Origin of the sequence: Kitasatospora sp. NPDC101176 (genome assembly GCF_044768035.1) — a bacterium.
Lineage (GTDB): Bacteria > Actinomycetota > Actinomycetes > Streptomycetales > Streptomycetaceae > Kitasatospora.
Genome location: NZ_JBIWPA010000003.1, coordinates 443,489 through 470,350 on the forward strand (window position 1 = coordinate 443,489; position 26,862 = coordinate 470,350).

General features: G+C 73.5%; 27 protein-coding genes and 1 pseudogene. 6 read left to right on the forward strand and 22 right to left on the reverse strand.

Features of this window, described 5'->3' with window-relative positions; all coding sequences use genetic code 11:
- Positions 1-26 precede the first annotated feature (26 nt).
- From ACIRS1_RS07350 to ACIRS1_RS07370, 5 genes and pseudogenes are all read right to left on the reverse strand, one after another.
- Positions 27-512 (reverse strand): ATP-binding protein, encoded by a 486-nt coding sequence (locus tag ACIRS1_RS07350; protein WP_402837609.1) that lies wholly within the window; start codon positions 510-512, stop codon positions 27-29.
- Between the two features lie 97 nt (positions 513-609).
- Positions 610-1,008: an STAS domain-containing protein gene (locus tag ACIRS1_RS07355; protein ID WP_402837611.1), complete on the reverse strand. Its 399-nt coding sequence runs from the start codon at positions 1,006-1,008 to the stop codon at positions 610-612.
- The gene (locus tag ACIRS1_RS07360; protein WP_402837613.1) at positions 1,005-1,985 is read right to left on the reverse strand and encodes a SigB/SigF/SigG family RNA polymerase sigma factor; all 981 of its coding nucleotides are present in this window, start codon (positions 1,983-1,985) and stop codon (positions 1,005-1,007) included. The genes ACIRS1_RS07355 and ACIRS1_RS07360 overlap by 4 nt, the downstream gene beginning before the upstream one ends.
- Before the next feature lie 160 nt (positions 1,986-2,145).
- Positions 2,146-2,394 (reverse strand): annotated as a pseudogene (locus ACIRS1_RS07365) (ATP-binding protein); the annotation flags it as partial.
- A gap of 10 nt (positions 2,395-2,404) precedes the next feature.
- Positions 2,405-3,190, reverse strand: coding sequence for a response regulator (locus ACIRS1_RS07370; RefSeq protein WP_402837615.1), 786 nt, complete (start codon positions 3,188-3,190; stop codon positions 2,405-2,407).
- A gap of 111 nt (positions 3,191-3,301) precedes the next feature.
- Here ACIRS1_RS07370 and ACIRS1_RS07375 point away from each other — a divergent pair, with 111 nt between their 5' ends.
- Together ACIRS1_RS07375 and ACIRS1_RS07380 are read left to right on the forward strand one after the other, a co-directional pair.
- The gene (locus tag ACIRS1_RS07375) at positions 3,302-4,909 is read left to right on the forward strand and encodes a CHASE3 domain-containing protein (protein WP_402837617.1); all 1,608 of its coding nucleotides are present in this window, start codon (positions 3,302-3,304) and stop codon (positions 4,907-4,909) included.
- Positions 4,906-6,135 carry a PP2C family protein-serine/threonine phosphatase gene (locus ACIRS1_RS07380; RefSeq protein WP_402837619.1) on the forward strand — a complete coding sequence of 410 codons (1,230 nt, stop codon included), beginning with the start codon at positions 4,906-4,908 and terminating at the stop codon, positions 6,133-6,135. The genes ACIRS1_RS07375 and ACIRS1_RS07380 overlap by 4 nt, the downstream gene beginning before the upstream one ends.
- Before the next feature lie 86 nt (positions 6,136-6,221).
- Here the strand turns inward: ACIRS1_RS07380 and ACIRS1_RS07385 are convergent, their stop codons facing one another.
- The 11 genes from ACIRS1_RS07385 to ACIRS1_RS07435 all read right to left on the reverse strand — a co-directional run bounded on the left by ACIRS1_RS07385 (position 6,222) and on the right by ACIRS1_RS07435 (position 18,659).
- A complete protein-coding gene (locus ACIRS1_RS07385) occupies positions 6,222-6,608 on the reverse strand; it encodes an STAS domain-containing protein (protein ID WP_402837621.1) in 387 nt (128 codons plus the stop codon).
- A 50-nt stretch (positions 6,609-6,658) separates the two neighbouring features.
- Positions 6,659-8,329 (reverse strand): SpoIIE family protein phosphatase, encoded by a 1,671-nt coding sequence (locus ACIRS1_RS07390; RefSeq protein WP_402837623.1) that lies wholly within the window; start codon positions 8,327-8,329, stop codon positions 6,659-6,661.
- Positions 8,326-10,173: a hybrid sensor histidine kinase/response regulator gene (locus ACIRS1_RS07395; protein ID WP_402837624.1), complete on the reverse strand. Its 1,848-nt coding sequence runs from the start codon at positions 10,171-10,173 to the stop codon at positions 8,326-8,328. Before ACIRS1_RS07395 ends, ACIRS1_RS07390 begins: the two co-directional genes overlap by 4 nt.
- Positions 10,170-11,438: an ATP-binding protein gene (locus tag ACIRS1_RS07400; RefSeq protein WP_402837626.1), complete on the reverse strand. Its 1,269-nt coding sequence runs from the start codon at positions 11,436-11,438 to the stop codon at positions 10,170-10,172. The genes ACIRS1_RS07395 and ACIRS1_RS07400 overlap by 4 nt, the downstream gene beginning before the upstream one ends.
- Positions 11,426-11,842 (reverse strand): anti-sigma regulatory factor, encoded by a 417-nt coding sequence (locus ACIRS1_RS07405; protein WP_402837628.1) that lies wholly within the window; start codon positions 11,840-11,842, stop codon positions 11,426-11,428. The genes ACIRS1_RS07400 and ACIRS1_RS07405 overlap by 13 nt, the downstream gene beginning before the upstream one ends.
- The gene (locus ACIRS1_RS07410; RefSeq protein ID WP_360206616.1) at positions 11,839-12,216 is read right to left on the reverse strand and encodes an STAS domain-containing protein; all 378 of its coding nucleotides are present in this window, start codon (positions 12,214-12,216) and stop codon (positions 11,839-11,841) included. Before ACIRS1_RS07410 ends, ACIRS1_RS07405 begins: the two co-directional genes overlap by 4 nt.
- Entirely contained in the window at positions 12,213-13,055 is an 843-nt protein-coding gene (locus tag ACIRS1_RS07415) for an STAS domain-containing protein (protein ID WP_402837630.1), read from the reverse strand. Before ACIRS1_RS07415 ends, ACIRS1_RS07410 begins: the two co-directional genes overlap by 4 nt.
- 315 nt (positions 13,056-13,370) lie before the next feature.
- Positions 13,371-15,335 carry an APC family permease gene (locus tag ACIRS1_RS07420; protein WP_402837756.1) on the reverse strand — a complete coding sequence of 655 codons (1,965 nt, stop codon included), beginning with the start codon at positions 15,333-15,335 and terminating at the stop codon, positions 13,371-13,373.
- 191 nt (positions 15,336-15,526) lie between these two features.
- Positions 15,527-15,886, reverse strand: a complete 360-nt coding sequence (locus ACIRS1_RS07425; RefSeq protein ID WP_402837632.1) for an STAS domain-containing protein — start codon at positions 15,884-15,886, stop codon at positions 15,527-15,529.
- Positions 15,883-16,992 (reverse strand): B12-binding domain-containing protein, encoded by a 1,110-nt coding sequence (locus tag ACIRS1_RS07430; protein ID WP_402837757.1) that lies wholly within the window; start codon positions 16,990-16,992, stop codon positions 15,883-15,885. Before ACIRS1_RS07430 ends, ACIRS1_RS07425 begins: the two co-directional genes overlap by 4 nt.
- An 11-nt stretch (positions 16,993-17,003) precedes the next feature.
- Entirely contained in the window at positions 17,004-18,659 is a 1,656-nt protein-coding gene (locus ACIRS1_RS07435; RefSeq protein WP_396316472.1) for a PP2C family protein-serine/threonine phosphatase, read from the reverse strand.
- Between the two features lie 221 nt (positions 18,660-18,880).
- Here ACIRS1_RS07435 and ACIRS1_RS07440 point away from each other — a divergent pair, with 221 nt between their 5' ends.
- Both ACIRS1_RS07440 and ACIRS1_RS07445 read left to right on the forward strand, forming a co-directional pair.
- Complete coding sequence (locus ACIRS1_RS07440; protein WP_402837634.1) at positions 18,881-19,270, forward strand: STAS domain-containing protein; 390 nt, start codon at positions 18,881-18,883, stop codon at positions 19,268-19,270.
- Between the two features lie 161 nt (positions 19,271-19,431).
- Entirely contained in the window at positions 19,432-19,872 is a 441-nt protein-coding gene (locus tag ACIRS1_RS07445; RefSeq protein ID WP_402837636.1) for an ATP-binding protein, read from the forward strand.
- 337 nt (positions 19,873-20,209) lie between these two features.
- On the opposite strand, the gene ACIRS1_RS07450 is transcribed toward ACIRS1_RS07445, so the two are convergent.
- The 6 genes from ACIRS1_RS07450 to ACIRS1_RS07475 all read right to left on the reverse strand — a co-directional run bounded on the left by ACIRS1_RS07450 (position 20,210) and on the right by ACIRS1_RS07475 (position 24,821).
- Positions 20,210-20,932 carry a hypothetical protein gene (locus tag ACIRS1_RS07450; protein ID WP_402837638.1) on the reverse strand — a complete coding sequence of 241 codons (723 nt, stop codon included), beginning with the start codon at positions 20,930-20,932 and terminating at the stop codon, positions 20,210-20,212.
- A 273-nt stretch (positions 20,933-21,205) separates the two neighbouring features.
- Positions 21,206-21,559, reverse strand: coding sequence for a beta/gamma crystallin domain-containing protein (locus tag ACIRS1_RS07455; protein ID WP_402837640.1), 354 nt, complete (start codon positions 21,557-21,559; stop codon positions 21,206-21,208).
- Between the two features lie 563 nt (positions 21,560-22,122).
- Positions 22,123-22,347, reverse strand: coding sequence for a translation initiation factor IF-1 (gene infA, locus ACIRS1_RS07460; RefSeq protein WP_360206599.1), 225 nt, complete (start codon positions 22,345-22,347; stop codon positions 22,123-22,125).
- 172 nt (positions 22,348-22,519) lie between these two features.
- Positions 22,520-23,317, reverse strand: coding sequence for a GNAT family N-acetyltransferase (locus ACIRS1_RS07465; RefSeq protein ID WP_402837642.1), 798 nt, complete (start codon positions 23,315-23,317; stop codon positions 22,520-22,522).
- Positions 23,318-23,531: 214 nt separating this feature from the next.
- A complete protein-coding gene (locus tag ACIRS1_RS07470; protein WP_402837644.1) occupies positions 23,532-23,816 on the reverse strand; it encodes a hypothetical protein in 285 nt (94 codons plus the stop codon).
- A gap of 147 nt (positions 23,817-23,963) precedes the next feature.
- Positions 23,964-24,821, reverse strand: coding sequence for an SDR family NAD(P)-dependent oxidoreductase (locus ACIRS1_RS07475; protein ID WP_402837646.1), 858 nt, complete (start codon positions 24,819-24,821; stop codon positions 23,964-23,966).
- A 99-nt stretch (positions 24,822-24,920) separates the two neighbouring features.
- On the opposite strand from ACIRS1_RS07475, the gene ACIRS1_RS07480 reads away from it, so the two are divergent.
- A complete protein-coding gene (locus ACIRS1_RS07480) occupies positions 24,921-25,649 on the forward strand; it encodes a GntR family transcriptional regulator (protein WP_402837648.1) in 729 nt (242 codons plus the stop codon).
- Positions 25,650-25,744: 95 nt separating this feature from the next.
- Positions 25,745-26,848: an NADH:flavin oxidoreductase/NADH oxidase gene (locus tag ACIRS1_RS07485; protein WP_402837650.1), complete on the forward strand. Its 1,104-nt coding sequence runs from the start codon at positions 25,745-25,747 to the stop codon at positions 26,846-26,848.
- Positions 26,849-26,862: the final 14 nt, after the last annotated feature.

Genomic DNA, 26,862 nt, shown 5'->3' on the forward strand with positions numbered 1-26,862 from the left:
CCGGAGCCCCGGGGCAGTAGCCGACCCTACGCGCAGTCGGCAGCGGGTGGACGGCCGGGGATGCCGGTCTCGGCCCACACGGTCTTGCCGGGGCCCCGGGGCTCGACGCCCCACCGACAGGCCAGCCGCTCGACGATGAGCAGCCCGTGACCGCCGGGGCTCGCGGGTGGCCGGGGAGTGCGCAGGGCGGGCAGTGCCGGAGAGCCGTCGCCGACCTCGATCCGCAGCCTGCCCGTACGCGCCGACAGCGCGAGTTCCAGAGCCCCTCCGGCGTGCATCACGGCGTTCGAGACCAGCTCGGCCACCAGGAGGACGACGTCCCGCTCAGCCTCCGCGGAACTGCCGGGACCGGCCCAGTCCGCAAGCGCCCGCGAGGTGAACTCCCTCGCACGGGCGACCGGCTTCGGGACTCCCGCCAGCCGGAGCCGCCGGAGCTGCGCGACGGGCGACCGCGCCGGACCGGCGGCAGTCCGCCCGTCCTCCAGGGCCCCGCCGCTTCCGGTCGTCTGCACCTGTCTCCCTTCCAGTCCAGTGGTCCCTTCCTGAACCGGCTCCCCGGCGAGCCGCGTCGGGCACGGTGTCGGTGTGGCCGCCCGCCCCACCGGCACGTCAGCCCGGCGGTCGGGGTACGGCCGTGTCGTCGATGTGGATGGAGAAGACCGCGTCGGTGCCCGTGAGCTCGAAGACCCGCGCGACAGCGGGTGAGGGGCGGGCGATCCGGAAGTCGATGCCGGCCGCCACGGCGTTCATGCGGGCCTGCAGGAGCAGGTTGAGGCCTGACGAGTCACAGAACGCCACGTGCTGGAGGTCGACGACGATCGACGAGGGGCGCTCCGCCGTCAGGCCGTCGAGCGCCGAGATGACGGGCGCCCGGGTCTCGGCGTCCAGGTCCCCGGCGATCTCACAGACGGACGCACGTGTGGCGGTGCGGCGGACGCGTACCGCGAGACCACTCGTGGGTGGCCCCCACGCCTCTGCGGCACTCGTGCTCCCGGACTCGCTCGTCATTCGTCCCCTCCACCCCGGCGCGTGACCCCCTGCTCCTGCCCGTCCCGCTTCCCGGCCCGCACCGACGGTTCCCCGTCACCCACGAGGCCTTCGCGCAACGTCCTCAGCGTACGGCTGAGCAGGCGTGAGACGTGCATCTGGGACAGACCGAGCCGGCCGCCGATCTGGGACTGCGTCAGGTCCTCGGTGAACCTCATCGACAGGATGAGTCGCTCGCGGGGCGGCAGGGCCGCGATCAGGGGCTTGAGCGCCACCAGGTCGGTCACCAACTCGGCGTGGTCCGCATCCGGGTCGAGGAGGCGGTCGGCCGACCCGGCCGCACCGTCCTGCTGGGGACCGGCCGGGAGGTCCAGCGAGCCGGCACTGCGGGCACGGGCGGCGGCAAGGCCCTCGGTGATCGACTCCTCGGGCAGTTCGAGGTGACGGGCCAGTTCGGCGACCGTGGGCTCTCGGTCGAGCTGCTGGGAGAGTGCGTCCTGGGCCTTCGCCAGGGCCATCCGCAGCTCCTGCAGCCGCCTGGGCACGTGGACGGCCCAGGTGTTGTCACGGAAGTGGCGGCGGATCTCGCCCATCACGGTCGGGATGGCGAAGCTGCTGAACTCGACCCCGTGATCCGGATCGAAGCGGTCGATCGCCTTGATCAGGCCGATGGCACCGACTTGGAGCAGGTCGTCCCGGCTCTCGTGGTGAGGTGCGAAGCGGCGGAGCACGAACTGCACGAGGGACATGTTGAGTTCGATCAGCGTGCCCCGTACGTAGGAGTACTCCATGGTGCCCTCGTCCAGGGCCGCGAGTCGAGCCAGGAGCGTTCGGGTCAACTCCCGCGCGTCGGCCGGGGCGACGTCGCACGGGTCGCCGACGTCGGCGAGCAACGATGCGAGATCGGGATCGGGGCCGCGGGTGACGACGGGGGTGCCGGGCGACGACGGCGCAGGCCGGGACGCGCACGGGAGCAGCTCGCGACTGATCATGGTCATGTCGATCCTTTTCCTCCGTCACCACGGCGCGGGCCGTCCGCGGTTACCCCTCGGGGAGACATGCATGCCACCGCATCGCGTGAAGGTTCTGTGCATGTCTGGACGGCGTCCGCGAACGGGGGCCAAAGCCGGGTGGCGGAACGTTCACCCCTGAGCGCCCTCAGCACACCGGAAGCGTGACGGTGATGCGCTTCCCGCCGCCGGGCAGCAGCTGGACGGTGCACGTGAGGGCCACCCGACGGACGATCGTCCAACCGCGGCCGCCGGGGCGGGCCGGGTCCCCGCCGTGCAGCGCGTGCTGCCGTGGACGCTCTTCCGTGGCGTCCTCGACCTCGAGGCACAGCACGGCCGGGTCCGCGTCCAGTCGTGCGCGGAAGCCGGTGAGCCCGCCGCCGTGGCGCACGGCGTTCGTGACGAGCTCAGGCGCGCGGCGGGCGGGTGGCGGTGTCGAGGTAGAAGGCGTCGATGGTCTGGACGGCCTGCTCGAACTCCTCGAGGTTGACGGGCTTGGTGACGTAGGCGTTGGCGTGGCTGCTGTAGGCGCCGTTGACGTCGTCGGGGGCGGACGAGGTGGTGAGGACGACCACCGGGATGGTCCGCAGATCCTCGTCGGTCTTCAGGACCTTCAGCAGGTCACGGCCGTTCATGCGGGGCATGTTCAGGTCGAGGACGATGAGGTCGGGGCGCACGCTGCCCGGAGCACGCAGGTGTTCCAGCGCGGCGAGGCCGTCGGTGACCTGGACCAGGTTGCGGGCCCCCCGCCCGGACAGGGCCTCCTCGATGAGCATGGCGTCGGCCAGGTCGTCCTCGACGAGCAGGACGTCGAAGGGGCGGGCGGGGCTGGTCATCATCGGGCGCTCCGTGGGTGCCTCGTTGGGACGGTGGAAGGAACGGTGGTAGATCCCCGGCCAGCGGCGCCGGGCACCCTGGCGGGTCATCCCGCACGCCGAACCGAGCTGCGGGTAGCCGGCCCCCGCACGTGCCGCGGCTGCGGCCGCCTCGCGCTGGAGCCGCTCGGCCGCCTGCCGGAGGTGGTCCAGCACGTGCAGCATCGACAGCGCGGGCCCCGGGCCCTCCCCGCTCTGCGGCAACGACTCGTCGAGCAGCTCGAGGACGAGCCGCCGTGCGAGCCTGTCGACCGCCGCGTCCGCGACGGCGGCCGTCTCGCGCTGGGTCGTGCGCAGCACGAAGTTCTTGCCAGGCATGACGGCACCTTAGGCCCAGTGGCGACCCCTCGACAACAATCGTTGTCCGCGGCCCTCTACAGTGTGCGCTGCGCTGCTGTGAGCGCAGCCGTCACTGTGGAGGGGTGGACCATGACCAGCGAAGAGCGGCTGGGGCGGACTCGGTGGCTCTCCACCTGGACGACCCGTCGGTGGCTTCGCGCCGGCGCGACGGCCGCGCTCGTCGTGCTGACCGCGCTCGGGGCGACGGGCTTCTGGGTCCTCGACCGGACGCAGGCCATCAGCACCGACCTCGTCGACGTGCGGTCCCCCGCGCTGACCACCGCGTTCCGTCTGGAATCGGCCCTGCTCAACCAGGAGACCGGCATCCGCGGCTACGGCCTCACCGGATCGCCGGAGTTCCTGGCTCCGTACCAGCAGGGTCTGGCCGACCAGGAAACCCAGACAGCGCGCCTCGCGGACCTGCTGAAGGACGACGCCTCCGCGCTCGAGGACCTGGCCGGCGTCGGGCGCGCGATCTCGGCGTGGCAGTCGGAGCTGGCCCGACCGGTGGCCGATTCCCCGCCCGGCGCGCCGGCGCCGGCGGCCGCCGCCCTCGCCTCGCAGGGCAAGGCCTCCTTCGACGGCGTCCGGGCCCGACTGGCCGAGCAGCAGGACCGTTTGCGCGCGGAGCGCACCAGGGCGAGGGATGAGCTCGCTTCCACACTGACGCTGCGGAACTGGGTGTTCGGCGCCATCGCGGGCCTCATCCTGCTCCTCGCCGCCCTGGTGTTCGAAGGACTGCGGCGCGGCATCAACCGCCCGCTCGAACAACTGGGAGCCGATGCCCGCATCATCGCCGGCGGCGAGTTCGACCACCCCATCACCACGACCGGCCCCGCCGACCTGCGCCGGCTCAGCGGTGAGATCGACCGCATGCGCGTTCGCCTCGTGCGGGAGCTCGGCTTCAGCGAGCAGGCCCGGCTGCGCCTGGACGCGCAGGCCGCCGACCTCCAGCGTTCCAACACCGAGCTGGAGCAGTTCGCCTACGTCGCCTCCCACGACCTCCAGGAACCGCTGCGCAAGGTCTCCAGCTTCACCCAGCTCCTCCAGCGCCGCTACGGCGGTCAACTCGACGCCAAGGCCGACCAGTACATCGGTTTCGCGGTCGACGGCGCCAACCGCATGCAGACCCTCATCAACGACCTCCTCGACTTCTCCCGGGTCGGGCGTCTCCACCACGCCCACCAGGAAGTCGACATGGACGAGGCGTTGGAGCAGACCCTGGCCGCGCTGAGCGTGGGCATCGAGGAAGCCGGGGCGGAGATCACCCACGACCCGCTGCCGACGCTGGTCGCCGACCCCACCCAGATGGGCATGCTCTGGCAGAACCTGATCGGCAACGCCGTGAAGTTCCGCAGGCCCGGAACCCGTCCGCACATCGACGTCTCGGCCGAGCGCGACGGCACGCTGTGGCGGTTCTCGGTCACCGACGACGGCATCGGCATCGCACCCGAGTTCACCGAGAAGGTCTTCCTGATCTTCCAACGGCTGCACACCAAGGACGCGTACTCCGGCAGCGGCATCGGCCTGGCCATGTGCAAGAAGATCGTCGAGTTCCACGGCGGCACCATCACCGTCGACCCCGACTACCGGGCCGGTACCCGCATCACCTTCACCCTGGCAGCCGAACCGCCGAAGCCCCCCGGCCTTCCGGCCATGCCCGAGACCTCCCGCACCCACCAGGAGCACGCACGATGACCACGACCATGGTGTCCTCCGCGGGGGCGGCCACCGGGGGGCCGTCGTACCGCATCCTCCTGATCGAGGACGACCCGGGCGACGCCCTCCTGGTCGAGGAACTCCTCCACGACACCGGCTTGCGCTTCGAGCTGACCACCTGTGCCACGCTCGCCGACGCCAGCAGCACGTTGTCCTCCGGTGTCACCGACTGCATCCTCCTCGACCTGCACCTGCCCGACGCCTCCGGCACATCCGCGGTCACGGCCGTCCGCGCACTCGCCCCGCACACGGCGGTCATCGTCCTCACCGGTCTGTCGGAGGCGCAGGCCGGCACCGACGCGATGGCCGCCGGCGCCCAGGACTACCTCGTCAAGGGCAAGGTGGAGCCGGAGTTGCTGCACCGCACAGTCCGTTACGCCGTGTACCGCAGCGAGACCGAACGCGCCGGAATCGAAGCCCAGGCGGCCCGGCTGCGGGCCGAGGAGAACGCGCGCCTCGAACGTGGCCTGCTGCCCCCTCCCATCCTCGACGCGTCGTCGGTGCGGGTCACCACCCGCTACCTGCCCGGCACCGCCATGGCACTGCTCGGTGGGGACTTCCTCGACGTCGTGGAGGGCGACGACGGGCTGCTGCACGCCGTCGTCGGTGACGTCAGCGGGCACGGCCCCGACGCGGCCGCCCTCGGCGTCTGCCTGCGGATCGCCTGGCGCTCCCTCGTCCTCGGCGGACACCGGGGCGAGGACCTGCTCGGCCTGATGGAACGCATCCTGGTCGCCGAACGGGTCAGCCCGTCGCAGTTCGCCACCTGTACCCTCCTCACCCTCGACCAGAACGTCTCCACCGCGACCCTCCACCTGGCCGGCCACCACGAGCCGCTCCTCACCACCACCGAAGGAACCCGCGAGCTGACCGCCGCCCACGGCATCGCCCTCGGCATCGTGCCCGGCCTTCGCAAGTGGCCCGCCACCGTCACCCCGCTGCCGCCCGGAGGTGCGCTCACGCTCTACACCGACGGCCTCACCGAGGGGCACAACGGAAACTCGGGAAGGCGGCTGGGCGTCGACGGGCTGCTCGCACTGATCGAGGCCCTCCCACCGGCCGACCCCGCCGCGCACATCGACCAGCTCATCACGCAGACCCACACCCTCAACGCCGGCCGCCACACCGACGACCTGGCAGTCCTCCGTCTCGACTGGGGCACCCACCGCCACGGACACCCGGCGGCGGAACAGCGGCTCGGCTGACTGCACACCGGGAGGTGGAGCAACCGGGTACCGGACGAGCGGGTCGCGTTCCGGGACGGTGGCGCCGTCCAGCGGCTCGACCCGGCTCAGCTCCTGTCGGTCCGGTCCGGGGGGCCGGGAGCGGGGGAGCAAGGGGAGCCGACGGCTTGGTCGACGTGTGCGTGGTGGGACACCAGCTGGTCCACCCCGGTCAACGTGAGCAGGTGCCGCAGGTCGGCCGGGGCGCCGACCAGCGGGAGCGGGGTTCCCGGTGTCCCGGCACGCAGGGAGGCGAAGACCAGCTCGGCGATGCCCATCGAGTCGCAGAAGCGCAGGCCGGTGATGTCCAGGACCAGCGGGAGGGCGGTGGGAGTCCCCTCGATGGCCCTGCGCAGTCGTGGGGCGGTGTGGTAGTCGAGCTCGCCGGCGAGGACGACGACGGTCGCGCCTGCCGCGTGGGCGCTGACGTGGATGGTGAGGGCGTAGGCGGGCACCTGGGCTCCGGGGCGGTCGGCGGTCGGCGGTCGGCGGTCGGGCGATCCGGTCACTGGAGGTGGGCGAGCAGCAGGGCCACGTCGTCGGCCTGCGCCTTGGCGAACGCGCCGAGCAGCAGGTCGCCCGCCGCGTCGAGGTCGGCTGGCGCCTCGGCGAAGGACTCCCTGAGCGCGCCCAGGCCTACTTCGAGGTGCTCGCCCGGAACCTCCACCAGGCCGTCGGTGACCAGCAGGAGAGTGCTTCCCGCAGGAGTGTCGTGGGTCGTCGCGGGCGGCTGCGGCAGGTCGAGTCCGAGCAGGATGCCGTGCTCGGTGAGGTAGCGGGTGGAGCCGTCGGCCAGCCGCAGCAGTGGCGGCAGGTGGCCGGCGTTGGCGACGTGGATCCGGCGGCCGCCGGGCTCGATGAGCACGAGGCAGACGGTCGCCGTGACGCCAGGGCGCAGCCGGACCATCAGGGTGTCCAGCCGGCGCAGCAGCGTCTGCGGATCATGTCCCTCGATGGCGTAGGCACGCAGCGCGTGGCGCAGTTCGCCCATCACCATCGCGGCTTCGAGGGAGTGGCCGGCCACGTCGCCGATGGCGAGGAGCAGCCCGGCCGGGGTGTCGATGGCCTCGTAGAAGTCCCCGCCGATCTCGCTTCGGTCGGAGGCGGGCTCGTAGCGGACGGCGAGGTCCACGCCGGTGACGGAGGGTAGTCGGCCGGGCAGGAAGCTGCGCTGGAGGGTGAGGGCCAGGGCGTGCTCCTCCGCCTGGCTCCGCAGGGCCTCCAGGGCCAGGGCGGCGGCCTGGGTGAGCTGGGAGAGCAACCGGTGCTGGTCCAGACCCGCGGCGGCCTGCGGATCGACCGCCAGCGCCACCAGGGGGCGGCCCGGCTTCGTCCGGGCGACGACCAGGGTGACCGGTCCGTCGGGTGTCACGTCCTGCGGCGCGGCCGCGCCGGCCAGGGCGGTCCGCCACTCGACGGCGGTGAGCAGCGCCGAGTCGGTTCCGGTGGCGTCGCCGAGGGTGTGGTGCGCGAGGGTGTCGAGCAGGACCGGCGGGGCGGTGCGCAGCCGGACCGACGGGCCCGTGTCCGGCGCGGGTCCGTCGGGCCCGCCGTCCGGGGCCGCCGCCGGGGAGCAGTGGGCGAGGTGGAGCGTCTCCGAGTGGGGCCCCAGGACGACGACGGTGGCCTGGACCGCACCGAGCTCGGTCGCGCCCAGCGCGGCGGCGGTGGCCAGGGTGTCGGCGTCGGCGGCGTCGTAGAGCGCCAGCGTGCTGCGGTGCAGTGCGGCGACCCGGTCGGCGAGCCGTTCGGCCCTGCGGCGCGCCCGGGTGTAGCGCAGCACGGCGGTGACGGTCGCCTGGAGTTCTGCGGGGTCGATGGGTTCGGTCAGGTAGGCGTCCGCGCCCCGGTGCAGGCCCTGGGTGCGATCGCTGGCTTCGATGGCGGTGGCGGAGATGTGGACGACCGGCAGGTCGGCTGTGCGCGGCCGGCCCTTGATCCGCTCGCACACCTCGAAGCCGGTCATGTCGGGCAGTTTCACGTCCACGATGGCGAGTTCCGGCAGTTCGTGCGTCGGGGCGCGGGTGAGCAGGGCCAGCGCCTGGGTGCCGTCGACGGCCTCGACGACGGTGTGTCCGGAGCGGCGCAGCCAGCTGCCCACGATGTAGCGGGTGGTGGGGTTGTCGTCCAGGACGAGGACGGTGGCGGGGCCTGCGTCGGGGGCTGCGGTGGTCACGGTCCGCCCTCCGTTTCAACGTGGTGCTCGGGCGGTGCGCCCTCGGGGGCCGCGGACGCGTCCCGGAGGGGACGGCCCAGCGGTCCGTTCGGGGGCGCGATCGCGGTGGACAGGGCAGTGGACAGCCGCCCGGCGGTCAGGCCGGACTTCTGCAGCACCGACCGGGCGTGCGTCAGCCGGTCGCGGTCGAGGGAGGAGGGGTCGGCCGAGGTCAGGACGACGACCGGGAGCCCGTGCAGGTCCGGGTCGCCCCGCAGTCGTGCGAGGACCGCGTAGCCGTCGAGGCCGCTCATGTGCAGGTCGAGGATCAGGGCGTCGGGGCGCTCGCGCCGGAGGGTGGCGAGGGCGTCGCCGCTGTCCGGGACCTCCACGACGTGGTCGGTGAGGTCTCGCAGCAGCGGCCGCAGGACGGCCCGGAACCCCGCGTCGTCGTCCACCACGACCAGGCGGGCTGCGCGGGGGAGCACGCCGGGGCCGGGCGCGGGCGCGGCCGGCAGCCGGACGGTGATGGTGGTGCCGCTGCCCGGGCTGCTCTCCAGGTGCATCGTCCCGCCGAGCAGCCCGACCAGCCGCCGGGCGTACGGCAGGCCGAGCCCGGTGCCGTGGCGGCCGCGCTGGTGGGGGCCCTTGACCTGGTAGAACTCCTCGAACACGCGCGCGTGCTGGTCCGCCGGGATGCCGATGCCGGTGTCGGAGACGGTCAGCACCAGCTCGCCCGGGCCGGCCGCGCCTCCGGTGCCGTCCAGGTGTGCCGTCAGGCGGACCGACCCGGCCTCGGTGAACTTCAGGGCGTTGGACAGCAGGTTGCGCAGGATCCTGGCCAGCATGGTCTCGTCGCCGAGGATCGGGCCGCGGTCGGCGTCCGCGGTCACGGACAGCGTGACGCCGGGCCGGGCGAGACCGCGCAGTGTGCCGTCCAGTTGGGCGAGCACGGCGTGCAGGTCCATCGGTGCCCAGCTGGGTTCGAGGTTCCCGGACTCTGCCTTGGCGACGTCCAGGAGCTCGTCGACGAGTGCGAGCAGGGTGCGGCCGGAGTCCGCGATCAGTGAGAGCCGGTGTCCGCGCTCCGTCGCCGGCGCGTCCGCGTCCGCGAGGAGCAGCTCGGCCAGTCCCACGACGGAGTTGACGGGGGTGCGCAGCTCGTGGCTGACGTTGGCCCAGAACCGGGTCTTGGCCTCGCTGGCCTCGCGCAGTTGCCGCGACTTCTCGTCCAGCTCTGCGTAGAGGGCGACGACGCCGCGGTTGGTCTCCTCCAGTTCCTCGGAGAGTTCGGCGTAGAGCGCGACGACGCCGCGGTTGGTCTCGGCCAGTTCGTCGTTGAGCCGTTTCAGTTCCTCGCTCTGGGCCCTGGTCCGTTCGAGCGCGGCTATCAGGTCCCGGGTCTGCGCCTGGAAGTCGTCCGGGTCGGCCGGGCCGCCGTGCGCGTCCAACAGTCGGCGGGCCTCCTCCGCGCCGTCCGGTTGCTCGCCGGTCGGCGCGGGGAGCCGGTGGTCCAGCCGCACCCAGCCGCCGTCGTCGGCCGGTCCGTGGCTGGTCGGGAGCAGGCGGGCGGAGGCGTTCAGGGCGTCGGCGGACGGGCCGTCGGAGCCGTGCCAGTCCACGGTCACGCTCAGTACCCTCCCGGGTGCCGTGCACAGGTCGAAGTGCGTGGTGAGCCGGCCGGATCCGAGCATGTCGCGGCTGATTTCGCTCAGAGCGGTGGCCAGCCGGATCGCGTCCTGGCCGTCCGAGCCGAGCAGTTCGGCGACGGACTTGGCGATGCGGCGCAGAGCGAAGCCGTCCTGCGCAGACGCGACCGGGACCGTCCCCAGCCGGACCACCGGCGGTTCCTCGGGGCCCGTCACCACGGGCCCTTCGCCACGAGGACGCCCGCGTCGTCCCGGCGCACGCCGGCCTCGCGCAGCAGGTGCGCGGCGGCGGTGACCGGCAGGTGCTCGAGCACGCCGGCGAAGGCCTGGGCCTGCCAGCGGTCGGTCAGGCCGTCGGAGTGCATGACCACCGCGCTGCCGGGGGCGAGCCGATGACGGACCGTGTGCAGTGCGGGCATCTGGTGTCCGACGATGCCGGGCGCGGACGGCAGTGAGCGGCGGGTCCCGGTCGACGGGGCCACCACGAAGGTACTGATGTTCCCGACGCCGCAGAAGCCGATCCGCTGCGCTGCGGGCTCGACGAGCGCGACCGCGACCGCTCCGCCGCGTCCGGCGCGCAGGGCGCCGTGGACGTCGGACAACACGGCCTCCGGGGTTCGCGCCACGCTGCGGCGGAAGGCCGCGACCGCGTCCAGCGCGGCTTTGGCGGCCAGCGGCCCGTGGCCCAACCCGTCGACGAACATGACGAGGAACGCCCCGGTGGTGGGGTCGGCCGTCGACCCCACGGGCCCGGTCGACCGGATCGGCCCGCCGGGTGAGGAGACCGGCGTGCCGGGGTCCTGAAGGGGGGGCTGAGCCGGGCGCCGGGCCGCGCCCGTGAGCACCGACCAGTCCAGGACGGTTCCATCGGCGGTCTGGCGGCGTGACCGTCCTGCTCCGGCCCCCGCGGGCGCCCGGTCCGGTCCGGCCGGCGGTGCCACGCGCACGGGCCGTGCGGCCCAGGCGTCCCCGCACAGCTCCTGGCCGCTCATCGGCCGGGTGACGCCCGCCACCACCGCCTCCCTGCCGGCCGCCGCGCGGCGGCCGCCGGGCGTGTGGTTCCAGAACCGCGCGGTCATCGCGGTGCCCCTGCCCGGCAGCGAGTGCACGTCGAAGGTGTCGGCGAGCCGGACGATGGCGCCCAGGCCGATGCCGAGCGTCCCTCCGGACGAGACTCCGTCGGTGAGCGAGCGGGGGACGTCTGCCATCCCGGGGCCACTGTCCAGAGCGACGAACTCCACGGCCGCCTCGCTGTCGGTGCGCACCACCCGCAGGAGGAGCGAGCCGTCCACCGCGTGGCGACGCAGGTTGGTCGCCGCCTCGCTGACCGCCAGCCCGACCTCGGCGACCCTCTCCGGCAGCAGCCCGGCGCGGTGCGCGATGGCCCGCGCCGCACTGCGCGCGGCGGCGGGCAACGATTCGGCGTCCCGGAACCAGACCGCGTCCTCGCACTCGAGCAACGGGACCGTCAGCGTCGCCACTTGGTCACCGACACCTTCGTGCCGGCCCCGGCCGCGCTCTCCAGGGCGAAGTCGTCCACCAGGCGGCGCGCACCGCTCAGGCCGAGCCCGAGGCCCCCGCCGGAGGTCCAACCGTCGGTCAGGGCGAGGTGGATGTCGGGGATGCCCGGGCCACTGTCCTCGAACACCGCGTGCACGCCCTTCCGTCCGTCCCGGCGCACCGTGCCGCAGTGCATCGCTCCACCGCCGCCGTAGACCAGGGTGTTGCGGGCCAGTTCGCTCGCGGCGGTGACGAGTTTGGTCTGGTCCACCAGGGAGAGCCCGGCCTGCTGCGCGAGGGTGCGCACCAGTTGCCGGGCCCGGACGACGTCGTCGTTGGACATGATCGGGACCGTCTGCTCCGTTTCTCCGACTGACCCTGTCATGCGCGGTCCGCACGTGCGGTGCGGTCGCGGTCCAGGAGGGCGAGGCCCTTGTCCAGGGTCAGGGCGGTGCGCACCCCGCCCAGGGACAGGCCGAGTTCGACCAGGGTGATCGCCACCGCGGGCCGCATGCCCACGACGACCGTCTCGGCGTCGAGCATCCGGGAGATCGCCGCGGTGTTGGCCAGCATCCGGCCGACGAAGGAGTCGACGATCTCCAGCGCGGTGATGTCGATGACGACCCCGATGGCACCGGTCGCCACGATCCGTGCGGCGAGGTCGTCCTGCAGGTCGACCACGGTCTGGTCCTCCAGGTCGATCTGGATCGACACCAGCAGGACCCGGCCGAGCTTGAGGATGGGGACGCGCTCGGTCACCGGTGACCTCCGGTCACGGCGTGGTCGCCACCGATGCGCTGGAGCACGTACCGCAACGCGTCGGCCAGGGTCGCCTTGGTGACGATGTCCCCGAACTGGACGCCCAGCGCCACGAGAGTCTGGGCGATCTGGGGCCGGATGCCGGAGATGGTGCACTCCGCACCCATCAGCCGGGCGGCCACGACCGTCTTGAGCAGGTGCTGGGCAACCTCGGTGTCCACCGCCGGTACACCCGTGATGTCGATGATGGCGTGCTCGGCCTCGGAGTCCACCAGGCTCTGGAGCAGCGTCTCCATGACGATCTGGGTGCGAGCCGAGTCCAGGGTTCCGACCAGCGGCACGGCCAGTACGCCCTCCCACAGCTTCACCACCGGGGTGGAGAGTTCGAGCAGCTGCTCGGCCTGGGCGCTGATGATCTCCTCGCGGGTGCGGGCGTACACCTCGATGGTGAACAGCCCCAACGCGTCCAGCAAGCGTGCGAGTTGGAGGTAGGCGGTGATGTCCTCGGCGGAACTGTCGGTGGTGGGCTCCAGCACGTCCTTGCAGGCGAAGACGCTCATCGCGGTCTCGGTGGGTGTGAACCCGTGCCGGGCCCGGCTGCGCGAGAGCTCCACCAGCAGCGCCCGGACCTCGGAGTACCCCTCGTCCTGCCACTCCAAGCCGCCCTGGCGCAGGGCCGGGGCCAGGGCCTGGTACAGGTCCGTCAGTTCCTTCTCGAGCTCGGCCCGGCTGATCCGGCCGCGCAGGATGGCCGACACGGCCTCCACCCACTGGTCCAGCACGGCGTCGTTTCGCGTCAGGAGCTCGACGAGCCGTTCGGACGATTCCTCTACCGCCATCAGGCGCACCCTTCCATCACAGGCATACCGGTCCCGGGAGACCCGGGCCGGGGCCCGACCCGTCGCCCGGGGTCAACCGGGCCCCGTCTGCCCCGCGATCCGGATCCCATGCACGTTCGGGCCCGCCGATTTCCGATCGGCCCGGATCACGGCCGCGACGGGCCCGTCGCGGCGAGGGCCGCCGCGACCGGCCGTCCGGGCGTGCCCAGGACGGCGAGCCCGGCCGGCAGCGCGAGCGGGCCGGCCGGGAGACCGTCCTCCCTGCGGACCATCCGGACCCGTTGAGCAGCAGGCACCCGGCGACGACCCGTGTGCTCAGGGGCACCGCGACGACGCCGCCGGTGGTCCGCCGTGCCGGTGCTCCCGGATGGCCGCCGAGACGTCGAAGGGCACGATGGTGGCGGCGGTGTGCGGCAGCCGGCTCACCGCGTGGGCGATCGAGTCCCCGCTGCGGGCGTGCAGCAGGCGTCCCAGGACCGGGCCGTACGAGCGGCGCGGGATCAGCAGGGTGACCTGGGTGCGGCCGTCGGCGGTGGTGCGGCCCGCGAGCCGGGCGATCGCGCGGTGCAGCCGGCGGTCCGGGCACTCCACCAGGTCGAGCGGGACGTCGGCGGCCCGGCTGGCCTCCCAGCAACGCCGCAGGTGCTCGGCGTGCGCCGTGTCGAGGGCGACGTGCACGGCGCGCAGCCCGTCGGGGCGCAGGGTGTGCGCGTAGCGCAGCGCGGTGAGGACCGCGAGGTCGAGCCGGTCGACCAGCACCAGCACGACGTGGCGCGGGCGGGTCGCGCCGGTGGCGGTGGCGGGCGCCGCCTCCAGGGCCTCGGCCTCGCTGCGGTACCGCTCGTTGGTGCGGATCAGGGCCCACACGCCGACCGGGAAGGCTACCACCACGAGCCAGGCGCCCTCGGTGAACTTGGTGACGACGAAGACGACGACCACGGCGGCGGAGGCGGCCGCGGCGGCCGCGTTGACGGCGGTCTTGACGGTGCGGTGCCTCCCCCGGCGCTGCCAGTGGTGCTTGGCCAGGCCGGCGGTCGCCATGAGGAAGCCGGTGAAGACCCCGATCGCGTACAGCGAGACGAGGTGGGTGAGATTGCCGCGCGAGACGAGCAGCAGGGCCAGGGAGACGGCGGTGAGCACCAGGATGCCGTTGGAGAACGCGAGCCGGTGGCCGCGCTGGGTGAGCTGGCGCGGCAGGAAGGAGTCCTCGGCGACGAAGCCGGCCAGGAACGGGAAGCCGTTGAAGGAGGTGTTCGCGCCGGTGTAGAGGATCAGCGCGGTGGCGACCTGGACCAGTGCGAACATCGCCTGTCCCGGGGCACTCCCGCCGAAGACCAGGTGCGCCTCCTGGGCCAGCACGGTCGGGCTGCCGGAGGTGTACGGGATCGCGTGTGTCCACCAGGCGAGCGCGGAGATGCCGAGCACCAGGCCGCCGAGGACCGCGCTCATGACCACCAGGGTGCGGCGCGCGTTGACGCCCCGCGGTTCGCGGAAGGCGCCGACCCCGTTGGAGATGGCCTCGAGGCCGGTGAGCGAGGACCCGCCGTTGGCGAAGGCCCGCAGCAGGACGAACAGCGAGGCGCCCATCAGCAGGCCGTCGCCCGGCGTGCCCACCGGCACGGCACCGACGGCGTGCAGCTCGGCCGTGCCCAGCCTCGGCAGGCTGCCCACCGCCAACCGGACCAGCCCCACCACGACGGTCAGGCCGGCGGCGGCGACGAACAGGTACGTGGGGACCGAGAACGCCTTGCCCGCCTCCCTGATGCCGCGCAGGTTCCCGTAGCACAGGAGGCCCAGCACCCCCACGGAGATCCACGGTTTGTCCGGGCCGATGTCGGTGTGGAGGAGCAGCTGTGCCATGGAGGCCAGGGCGTCCGTACCCGCGGCGGTCTGCACCGCGACGGTGACGACGTAGTCGATCAGCAGGGCCACCGCCGCGATCTGGGCGGTGCGCGGGCCGAAGTTCTCCCGCGCCACCACGTAGGAACCCCCGGCCCGGGTGTAGGTGGTCACCACGTCGCGGTACGACAGGGTGAGCAGGAGCAGCAGGGCGAGGATGACCCCGGTCACCGGCATGACGAGGGCGAAGCCCGCCATGCCGGCCACGGGGAGGAGCTGTGTCAGCATCTGCTCCGTGCCGTAGGCGCTGGAGCTGATGCAGTCCGGTGCGAGCACGCCCAGCGCCACCGGCTTGGAGAGCGTCTCCTCGCGCAGCTGCGCCGTCACCAGGGGCGGCCCCAGCAGTAGCCGCTTGACCCGGTACCCGAGGCGTTCCGGCACCTCGCCCGCCGCGGCGGCCTGCCGCTGCTCCGCCCTCGTCCGCTCCGTGACCGTCACCCTCGTCCCCCTTCGGGCGGTCCGTCCGGCGTTCTGCCGGAGGCTCCCGCTCGACTGCCCCGGGAACCGCGGAGCATGCCGATCGTGTCGGGCGACGGTGGAAAGGCCGCTCGTTCGGGTGAGGCGTGCGGGGGTCAGAGGCCCGGGGAGCCGCTCCCTGGGGACCGGCGGAGCAGGTAGTCGGTGGTGCCGGTGAGCTGGAGGACGCGGTCGAGGAGCGCCGGGCGGGGTTCGATCAGCAGGCTCAGCCCGGCAGCATCGGTGTGCCGGCGGATCTGGAGCAGGGTCGACAGGCCCATGGAGTCGCACATGGTCATGGCGCTGCAGTCCAGGTGGACGGTCGTCACGGACGGCCGGGCGGACAGCCCGGTGGTGACGTCGGTGAGGAGCGCGTCGCAGGTCTCGTGGTCGAGGTCGCCCTCGACCTCGACGGTGAGCGTCGCGGACGGCTCGGGGGTGAGGACGTCGGGAACGGGTTCGGGGGTCGCGGTCATGCCGGGTTTCCGTGGTGCTGGTGCTGGTGGAGGACGTTCGGTGGGTCGGTCAGGACGTCGACGACCGTGCGGCCGTGATCGAGGATCGTGACGGAGCGCGGCAGGTCCCGTAGCTCGTGGCGGAGGACGTCCAGGGCGGGCAGCAGGGAGGCGGCCGGGACCGCGCGGACGGTGAGGACGCCGGCGGTCCACGTCAGGAACCGGCCGAACAGGTCCCGATCGTCGGTGTAGAGGGCCGCGGCGAGGAAGTCCACGATGTGGGCGATGTCCTCGGCGGTGCGCTGCAACTGGACCTCGGCGTAGCCGCGCACGGCGGGGACCCGCTCGGCCAGGCCGGACATGACGGCGCCGACCAGGCGCGGCGCGCTCCGGCTGACCAGGGTGTACTCCTGGTCGGCGAGGTGGGGCAGGTCGTCCAGGGGCTGGTGCCGCACGGGGGCGGGCGGGCCGTCGGCGAGCCACTCGGCCGCGCCCCGGGCGTGCCCCGCCCAGCCGTCGGCGCCGAGCAGACGGGCGTAGCAGCCGTCGGGGCCGAAGGCCGCCCCGCCCGCCAGTACGGGGACGCCCGCGGCTTGGGCGGCGGTGATCGCCGTGTGGGCGGCGGGCAGGCGCGGGGCGAGCGAGGCGGACAGCGCCAGGGCGACGGGGGCGCTGCGGTGCAGTCGGCCGATCAGGTGCGGAGTCGGCACCTGGGCGCCGAGGTGGTCGACCTCCCAGCCGTGCAGACTCAGCACCTGGGCGAGCAACCGGGCGGGAAAGGCGTGCCACTCACCGTCGACGCACGACACGGTGACCCGCCCCCGGGAATCCCGGGGCGTGGCGTCGAGGACGGCCGGGTGGTGCGCAAGCGCGGTGACGACCCGGTCGTTGACGGCCGTGGCCGCGTGTTCCTGCGCCACCGTCATCCGGTTCGCCGCCCAGGCGTGGCCGACCCTGGCCTGGACTTCGGCGATCACGTCCAGGAGGACGGACTCGGGGCTCACGCCCGCGTTCAGTGCTCCGAAGGCGACGGCACGAGCCGCCGACTCGCTGCCGGCGGCCACCGCGGCCCACAGCTCGTCGGCCCAGTGGTCCGCCGCGCCCGCCGACGGTGTCGTGACGGTGATGTCGAGGGCCGTCACGCGGCGAACCCGTCGATGCCGCGCCCGCCGTCCCCGGGCAGCCCGCCGCTGCGCGGCGCGGCGACGACCATGACGGCCATGTCGTCGTGGCGGCCACTGCCGACCCACTGGGAGGCGAGCATCAGGACGCGTTCGACGATCGCCTCCGCGGGCATGGACCCGCACTCGCCGAGTACCCGGCGCAGACGCTCCTCGCCGAACATCGCGTCGCCGAGGGGGCCGCCGCGGGCCTCGGTGACGCCGTCGCTGTACAGCACGCACGCCTCGCCCGGTGCCAGGACGACGGTGTCCGACTCGACGGTGGTCTCCGGGAGCGCGCCCACCAGGCTCCCTGAGGTGCGGGCCGCCTCCACCCGCCCGTCGGCACGGACGATGAGCGGAGCCGGGTGGCCGGCCGCCGACAGCCGGACCGTCACCCGCTCCTCCCGGCGGCGGACCGAGGCCAGCACCATCGTGGCGAACCGGGTGTGGTGCGAGGTCAGCAGGGCTCGGTTGAGCAGCGTCAGCAACCGGGGGTGGTCGTCCGCCATCGGCAGCAGCGCGTGCAGGGTGTTGCGGATCTTGCCGGTGAGCACGGCGGCTTCGAGCCCCTTGCCGCAGACGTCGCCGAGCACCGCCAGCGTCTCGCCATCGGGATCCGCGGCGGGGTGGACGTCGTAGAAGTCGCCCCCGATCCGGTCCCGGTCGACGGAGGCCCGGTAACCGCCCGCGTAGTCCGTTCCGTTGACCTGCTCCAGCCGCGGCGGCAGCAGCTCGCGCATCAGCAGGTCGGTGACGGCGGCCTGCTCCGAGTACATCACCGCGGCGGAGACGGCGGCGCCCGCCCGGGCGGCGAACAGCCTGGCGAAGACCTCCTCCGACGGCGCGAACGCGCCGTGCCCGGGGCCGCGCAGCAGCACGAGTGCCCCTGCGGGCACGCCGTGACCCGGCAGCGGGGTGACGGACACCGCGCCGAGGGCGTCCAGACCGTCGGGCAGCAGCCAGTCCGGCGCCGCATCCGGGTCGATCCAGCGCGACGGTACCGGCGGGAAGCCGCGCAGGGCCTCCGCCAGGCCGGGGACCTCCGCCGGGTCCGCCCGTACGCCGCCGTGCACCGGCCGGCCGCCGCGTACACAGGACACGAAGCGCAAGACCCGGCCGCTGGTCGGCGAGATGACCACCGCCGCGTCCGCGAGGTGGGCGGCCGCCTGCTGCGCGGTGGTTTCCAGGCACCGCTGGACGTTCAGCGAGGAGAGCAGCAGGCTCGACAACTGGGCCAGGAGTGACCAACGTTCGCGTTCGACCGCGAGTGCGAGACCACGGTCGGCGCCGTCCACCAGCCACCACACGACGGTGCCGTCCGCCCGGACCGACGGATGGGCCTCCACCTCGCCACCGGCGAGGAGCCCGCGCACCGGCACCGCCGCCGGTCGGGGGTCGTGGTCGCGGCCGTCGCGGTCGGCCGAGATCCGCAGGTGCGCGTCGAGCAGCCACGGTGCGATCGTCCCGCCCTCCGCTCCGGCGGGGCCGCCGATCAGCTCCCAGGCGGCGTCGCTGCCGTGTACGACCGATCCGTCGGCCGCCAGGACCAGGACCGGATAAGGGGCATCACCGAGGAAGGTCAGCCCGGGTTCGGCCGTCGTGCGGGGGGTGTCCGTCGGAAGGGGTACCATCGCGTCGGCCCTGTCGGACCATCACCTCGTCACTCGTTCTGGCAGCGGCCGGGGACCACCACGGATGCGGCGCGGACGGGGACGAACCATGCCGTTGGCCCGATGTCCGTCCGAGGCCGACAGAGTCGACAGTACGCCCCGTACCGGGCGATCGTAACGTCCTGCACAGGGACGGGGGACCCGCCCGGCTCCGTCACAGCGGGATGCCGTAGCATCCCGCTGTGACGGAGAACGCCGAGGCGGGCAGCCGCGAAGCCCGTGAGCCGGATGGCCATCAAGTGGTGTGCGCCCGGGGCGATCTCGACTGGGAGAGCGCCCAGGACTTCGCCGAGAGGATCCGCTGCGCCCGTGGGCGCCGTCCGGCCCTGCTGATCGCGGACCTGTCCGGGGTGACCTTCGCCGACTCCTCTACCCTGCACACCCTGTTCGAGGCGCACCGGGGCCTCGCCGCAGCCGGCGGGCGACTCGTCATCGCCGGTCCGCTGGACCCGGTGGTGCAGCGACTGTTCGACGTTTCCGCCACCGCCGGCTACTTCCACTTCGCAGCCTCGGCCGGGGAGGCGGTTGCCGGCGCGGACGTCACGAAGCCGCGCAGGGGCGACCGCCGATGACGTCCGCGGCCGGTGTGGTGCGGCGGCGTGCCCGACCTCCGGGGCACGCGGCAGCCGACGCCTCGGGGGCCCCGCACGCCGCCGGACGCCCTGCGACTCCACTCATTCGAGGTCCTCGCATGCCGGAACCGTCCCCCCGCCCCGACCGCACGGCGAGCCCCGTGTCCGCACACGTACCGGCCCCCGCGGGAGAGCTCGCGGACGAGCCGCTGTCCGGGCCGGTCGACGCCGGCCGCGCGGTGACCACGGCCGCGCAGGCCCGGGCAGTCATCACCGGCCTGCTCGACCACGTCCCCGGTGACACCGGCGCCGCCCGTCGGGACGCCCACCTGGCGGCGACCGAACTCGTCACCAACGCCCTACGCCACGGCGGAGGCCTCACCGCGTTCCGCGCCCGGCTGGTCGCGGACGCCACGGTGCTCTGCATCGAGGTCGAGGACGCCACCAGCCAGTGCCCCCGGGAGCCCGAGCCCGACGGCCGGGACCCGAGCCGGCTCGGCGGCCGCGGCTGGATGATCGTCCGCCGGATCTCCGCCACCTGCACCGTCCGGCCGCTGCCCACCGGCGGCAAGCGCATCAGCATCACGGTTCCCGTCCGCTAGGGCTTGTCTGACAATTCCCGCCGCGCGCGGATGCGACGCGAATTGTCAGACAAGCCCTAGCACCGTCGTCAACCCCGTCTGCGGGGCGATTCCGGGCGCTCCCGGTGGGAGCCGTCGGCGAGCCGGAGGCACGGCAGGACGACCGGACGGCAGAGCCCGGAACGGGCTGGCCTCGTCCTGCCCTCGGTCCCGTACGCGGCTGTGCCGCCGGGCCGGCGCCGGCCGCGGGAACGCGGGCAGCGGGGCTGCACCCGACCGGACCGGCGCGCAGCAACGGCGATCAGAGCGTCCCTGGGCCGTGGGGCGGCCGGTTCCCGGGGGCCCGAGGGGCCGGGGGTCAGCGGGAGGGATAGGTCTTGAGGCTGACGGCTTGGCCGGCGCCGCGGTCGCGGATCAGGGCGGCGACGGGGGGTGTGACCGGGACGACCAGGTGGCCCTCGGGGGGCACCACGGCGAGGTCTCCGATCGGGGTCACGTGGACGACCTGTTGGGAGGCCCCGGGCCGCGGAGAGTCGTAGACCAGGTGCACCACGCGTCGGGTGACCGGTTCCGGATGCGGGTTCTCCAGGACGACGGCGTCGAAGGCGGCGAAGCGGCTGACCGCCTCGCCGCCGCGGGTCGGCTTGGCCTCGATGTAGCCGGACGCGCCGGCGGCGGGCAGCACCAGGAGCTTGGTGACGGTCACCCGGACGTCGGCCACCCGGTCCGCGTCCGGGCCGGAGAAGTTCAGTACGTCGAAGCCGCCGTCGGGGTGGACCACGAGCTCGCCCCGGTCGCTGCCGTACGCCGTGCCGACGCGGACCTTGCGCAGGGCGCGCCCGTCGGCGTCCACGGGGGTGAAGGCGAGAACCGGGGCCACGTCGACGGCGTTCGGGTTGGTGATGGCGAGGGTCTGGTCGATCCAGCCGGAACCGCCGTGCGCCCGGTAGTCGAAGGTCGGTAGCGCGATCGACGGCCGTTCCGGTGCCCGGGCGCCGGCGCTCCAGCGACTGACCAGGACGACGAGTGCTGTGACGAGGCTCAGACCGGAGGCCAGGCTTATCAGCTGATGGGAAGACACGCGGGGAGTCTAGTGGTGGCGGTCCGTCATCTGTCCTGGGCCCCGGGTCACCCAGCGTCACCGCGGTGAGGCGGCGTACCACCGAGGCCAGGACGCCCTCCGCGGCCGGCCCCGGGGACGGATCCGGGGACGGCCGCGGGGACGGAGCCGGGTGGGCGCATTCCTTTGGCAGGGGAATTCGGTATCCACCCGGAGTCGGGTCGGCCGACGCGAGCGCTCAGCCGTTCCGGAACTCGGCCGGGAGCCGGCTCCCGGCCTTCGACCGGCGGTCCGTCAGAGGATTTCGATCGAGTTGACCTGCGGCGGTCGGTTCGGGAACGAGATGTCGGTCCAGCGCGGGATCTTGACGGAGTCGCCGTTGGCATCGTAGTAGATGAGGTCGTTGTTCCCGGTGGAGATCCGGTCGACCCACCAACCGCCGAAGGACGTCCGGCCGGCGTTCGCGTAGCAGTCGACGCTCTGGCTGCCGCCGCTGTGCGACCAGATCTTCAGGAACTCCTCCCCGCCCCGGCACTCGATGTGGTCGATGGCGAACGCGGTGCCGGACGGCACCGCCACCGTGAACGCCGCCGCCGCGGCGAACGCGGCGGTCAGCGAGCTGACGATCTTCTTCGTTTTCGAGATCACGAATTCTCCTCATTCGAATGGAATCAAATTCCGAATCGAAACCCGGGACCCGGAGCCCGGAATCCACCGCGCAACCGATTGGCGATTGCATCGTGCCCGATCAGCATCCCCAGTCCCTTCGTTCGCAGTCAATCTCATCGACCACGGACTGACGGCTTATCGGCCAGATCCATCCGCCTCGCCCGCGCGTGGCGGGGCTCGTCGGGCGGGTGTGGCGCGTGTGACGGGGCGACACGCGGACGCGGCGGTGGCCGCCAGCAGCCGGCCCTGCAGCGATCGCCCCCGTCCTGACCTGGGCCGACGGGCTCATCCCCGGTCCGTCCGCCGGGCCGGCGGCGGCGCGGGGCGGCGGCCGTGGCGGCAGCGGTCCGCCGGATGAGTGGAACCGGCCGCGGCACCCCAGCGGGCGAGGCGCCCGACCGGCGCGCGATCTATCCTGCGCTCCTGCGCCCCCCGCCCCACGGGTTCGGCAGCACGGGCCGTCGGTCGAACAGGCGAGCGGCACGGGCCCGGACACGGCGACGCCGGCGCCACCGCGGGGTGGCGCCGGCGTCGCTGCGGTCCTACCTGTAGCGGTAGCGGATGCGGCCGCGGGTCAGGTCGTAGGTGCTGAGCTCCACCAGGACCCGGTCCTCCGGGAGGATCTTGATGTAGTTCTTCCGGATCTTCCCGCTGATGTGGGCGAGCACGGTGTGCCCGTTCTTGAGCTCCACCCTGAAGGTGGCGTTGCGCAGGCACTCGGTGACGGTGCCTTCGACCTCGATGCTGCTTCCTGCTGCTTTGGTCATGAGTCTCATTTCTTCGTTCGTCGACGCGCGGTGGCTACAAATACGGCTTGGCGGTGTGGCGGTGTGGCGATCGTGCGGTCATACGGTCGTGCGGCAAGACGCGCGGTGTGGCGGTGTGGCGATCGTGCGGTCATACGGTCGTGCGGCAAGACGCCGAACGCGTGACGGGGCGTCAGCGGCGGACGAGCTCGAGGGTGCTGCCCGAGCGACGGGCTCCGATGCCCTCGAACAGGGCGGTGGCGGCCGTGTTGGTCTCCGTGACCTCGGCCCAGGCCGTGGCGGTGCCGGAGCGGTGCAGCTCGCCCAGTGCGTGGGCGAGCAGCGCCCGGGCGACCCCGCGGCGGTGGTGGTCGGCGCGGACGGCGACCAGTCCGATCCGCGGCTGCCGCGGCAGCCGCTTCACCCGGATCAGGCCGACATACTCGTCGCCCTGCCGAGCCACAGCGTACTGCGACGAGTCGACGACGGTCGTCCCCGCCGGTCGCGGCAGGACCTCGGCCGGCATCGATCGCCAGCCGACGGAGGACTCGACCTCGTCGCGGACGACGCGGTCCAGGGCGAGCAGCGGGGCCTCCTGCGCCTCGCCGGCGGACAGGACGGTGACGCCGGCGGGCGGCTGCACCTCGCCGAGCCCGGTGACCTGCGGGTCGGTGGGCACGACGTAGCCCCACTCGCGGCGTTCGACCGCGAAGCCGATCCGCTGCCAGGCGGCCGTCGACGCGGGGTCGGCCTCGTCGACCACGGTGTACAGCGGGGCCGCCAGGTCCGCCAGCATGGCGGTGGCGACGAGGTCGAAGTCCGTGTCCTGCCAGACGTCGACGCTGACGAAGAGCCGGCCGTCGGGTCGGCGCGAGGCGTCGCCGCAGCCGACCACCTGGTCGTCCGCGACGGCCTGCCACTGGGTGTCCGAGATCCTCGTCACCGCGACCTCGCGGTCGACCTGGTTCGAGGCGGGATGGGAAGGGTTCATGGGTGTGGCCTTTCGGGAGTACCTGTTCCGAGGCGCTCCCGGCGACACCTTCGTCAATCGCCCGCCGTGACGACAAGGGGGAGCACCCACCTGCTGACAGCCTTCATGGGTCTCACCTCCTCGCGTTCGTTCACGGCTGCGCAGACGTTACCAGCCGGATGTCGTCCGCCCAACCGATTTACGCACGCGGCCCGCGCCGCGGCGCACGGGGCCCTCAGCGCGGCTCGTCGAGGCGCCGTAGGTCGTACAGGTACGACCTGCCGGCCTTCCAGCTGCGCCACGGGCCGCGCGGCGGCACCTCCTCCTCGCCGCTCCGGCCGTGCAGCGGCCAGGAGTTGGCGGTTCCGTCGGCGTCGACGGTGCACCAGCCCCGCTCCGGCAGCCACCGGCACCGGACGTCCAGGTCCAGCCGCCGGTAGGACGGTCGGCCGTTGAACGTCCCGTCCTCCCGGAAGCGGTAGACCAGGCCGTCCACGCGACGGACGAACTCGATCGGCACGACGCCTCCCCCGGCTCACCGCGGCACGACCCGGATCGCTCCGGGGCGGTTCGGGTGGAACCCCTGCCGCAGGGGAAGGCTACCCACCCGTGCGACGGCGCACGGACGACCGGGCGGCCGCCGTCGGACTGCGGCGGCCCGGGCCGCTCAGAGCCGCAGGTGGGAGGCGCCGTTGAGGTCGAGGACGGTGCCGGAGGCCCAGGTGGCCTCGGGCGAGGCGAGGTAGCGGACGGCGGCGGCGACCTCCTCGGGGGTGCCGACCCGGCCGAAGGGGCTCTGGCCGCGCAGGGTGTCGCCGGAGGCCCCGGTCAGCCGGTCGGCGACGCGTTCGGTGGCGGTGAAGCCGGGGGCGACGGAGGTCACCGAGATGCCGTGCGGGGCCAGGGCGACGGCGAGGGACTGGCCGAGTGCGTGCAGGGCGGCCTTGGTCGCGCCGTAGGCGGGGTGGTCCGGTTCGCCGCGGAAGGCACCGCGGGAGCCGATGTTCACGATCCGGCCGGGGGCGCCGCGGGCGATGAGGTGGCGGGCGACGCAGTGGCTGAGGTTGGCCGCGGCGAGCAGGTTGACGTCGACCATCTGCCGCCAGATCCGCTGCCAGTCCTCGTAGGGGACCGTGGCCACGGGGTGCGCGTTGGCCTCCGAGGTGGCGACGGCGGCGTTGTTGACCAGGACGTCCACCCCGCCGAGCTCCGCGTGCGCGGTGTCGGCGACGCGCTGCGCGGTCGCGGGGTCGCTCAGGTCGCCGCCCACCAGCACGTGGCCGTCGCCGGGGAGTGCGAGCAGGGTGGCCTCGGCCTGTGCGGCGTTCGAGCCGTAATGCACGGCGACGCGGTCGCCGGCGGCGGCGAAGGCGTGCGCGACGGCGCGGCCGATGCCCCGGGAGGCTCCCGTGACCAGGACGCCCCGGACCGGACGGGACGCCGGGGTCGCTGCGGACGCCGTCACGTCCGCGGTCGTTTCCGGCTCCGCGGTCGCCACGGTCGCCGCGGGGGCTGGACGGGTCATGGGTGACGCTCCCTGGGGGTCGCGGGCGGGATGCACCGTGCGCGACACGGCGGCGGTTCCACCTTGATCCGGACATCGTCCGAATGTCAACATTCGGGCATGAGTGACCTACCCCTGATGAAGGCCACCCGCAGAGGGCTGGCCGACGAGGTCGCGGACCGGGTCCGCGAGGCGATCTTCGACGGGCACTTCCCGCCCGGCTCCCCGCTGCGGGAGACCGAACTGGCCGACTCGCTGGGCGTCAGCCGGGGCGCCGTGCGCGAGGGCATCGCCCGGCTCGAACGGGAGGGGCTGGTCCGGACGGGCTGGCACCGCCCGACCACCGTGGTGGCGGCGACCGCCGACGACGTGGAGGAGGTCTACCGGGTGCGGGCCGCGCTCGACCGGCTGGCCGCCGCGACCGCCGCCCGGCGGGCGACACCGGCGCAGCTGGACGAGCTCGACCGACTGGTCGAGTCGATGGCGGCCGCACTGGCCGACGGCGCCGGGGTGCCGCACCTGCTGGCACTGGACATGGCCTTCCACGACCAGGTGTACGCGACCGCCGGGAACCGGCGCCTCACGGACGCCTGGCAGGCGGTGCGCTCCCAGGTGTTCCTGTTCCAGCTGCAGCGGGTCGCGCTCGCCCGCGGGCAGTACCGCGCCCTGGTCGTCGACGAGCACCGCGAGCTGGCCCGGCTGCTGCGGGACGGCGGCGCGAAGGAGGAGCTCGACCGGTTGGCCGGCGAGCACGTCGACTCGGCCCGCCGCAGCCTGCTCGCCCTGCTGCCCGGCGAGGCGGGCTCCGATCCCGGGAACGACCCAGGCGTCGCCCGGCGGGAAAAATAGGCAGCGCTTGCAACTTACGCGCGTGCACAATTATTGTGTTCACGCGCAAAGATCGGCCGCAACCACCGCGCCGACCGCCTCACCGGGAGTCCGACATGAGCACCTCACTCTTCGCCCCGTACACCGTGCGGGAACTCACCGTCCCCAACCGCATCTGGATGGCGGCGATGTGCCAGTACAGCGCGGCCCCCGACGGCGACGCGGCCGGTGTCCCGCACGACTGGCACTTCACCCACCTCGCGGCCCGCGCCGCCGGCGGCACCGGGCTGATCATCACCGAGGCGACGGCCGTGAGCCCCGAGGGCCGCATCTCCCCGTACGACCTCGGGCTCTGGAACGACACCCAGACCGCGGCGTTCCGGCGGATCACCTCCTTCCTGAAGGAGCAGGGCACCGTTCCGGTCGTCCAGCTCGCCCACGCCGGCCGCAAGGCGTCCACCGAGCGCCCCTGGATCGAGCGCGGCCGCGCGCTCGCCCCGGACGAGCCGCACGGGTGGACCCCGGTCGGCCCCAGCGCCATCCCGTTCGACGCCGCGTCCACCACGCCCGAGGAGCTGACCACCGAGCAGATCGCCGGGATCGTCCGGCAGTTCGGGGACGCCGCCCGCCGCGCGCTCGAGGCCGGCTTCCAGGGGGTCGAGATCCACGGCGCCCACGGCTACCTGATCAACCAGTTCCTCTCCCCGCACAGCAACCGCCGCACCGACGCCTACGGCGGCTCCTTCGAGGGCCGGATCCGCCTCGCCCTGGAGGTCGTCGACGCCGTGCGCGCCGTGTGGCCCGAGGACCTTCCGGTGTTCTTCCGCATCTCCGCCACCGACTGGCTGACCGAGAACCCCGAGGACGACCGCGAGGGCTGGACCTCGGAGGACACCGTCCGACTGGCCAAGGAGCTGCTGGCGCACGGCGTGGACCTGATGGACGTCTCCACCGGCGGCAACGCCCCCGACGCCAGGATCGTGGCCGGACCGGACTACCAGGTGCCCTTCGCCGAGGCGGTGCGCAACGGCACCGGCATGCCCGTCGCCACCGTCGGCCTGATCACCGAGCCCGCCCAGGCCCAGGCCATCCTCGCCGAGGGCCGGGCCGACGCCGTCCTGCTCGGCCGCGAGCTGCTCCGCGACCCCTCCTGGGCCCGCCGTGCCGCCGCCGAGCTCGGCGGCGAGGTCACCAGGCCGATCCAGTACCACCGCGCCTGAGCCACCCCGCGCGC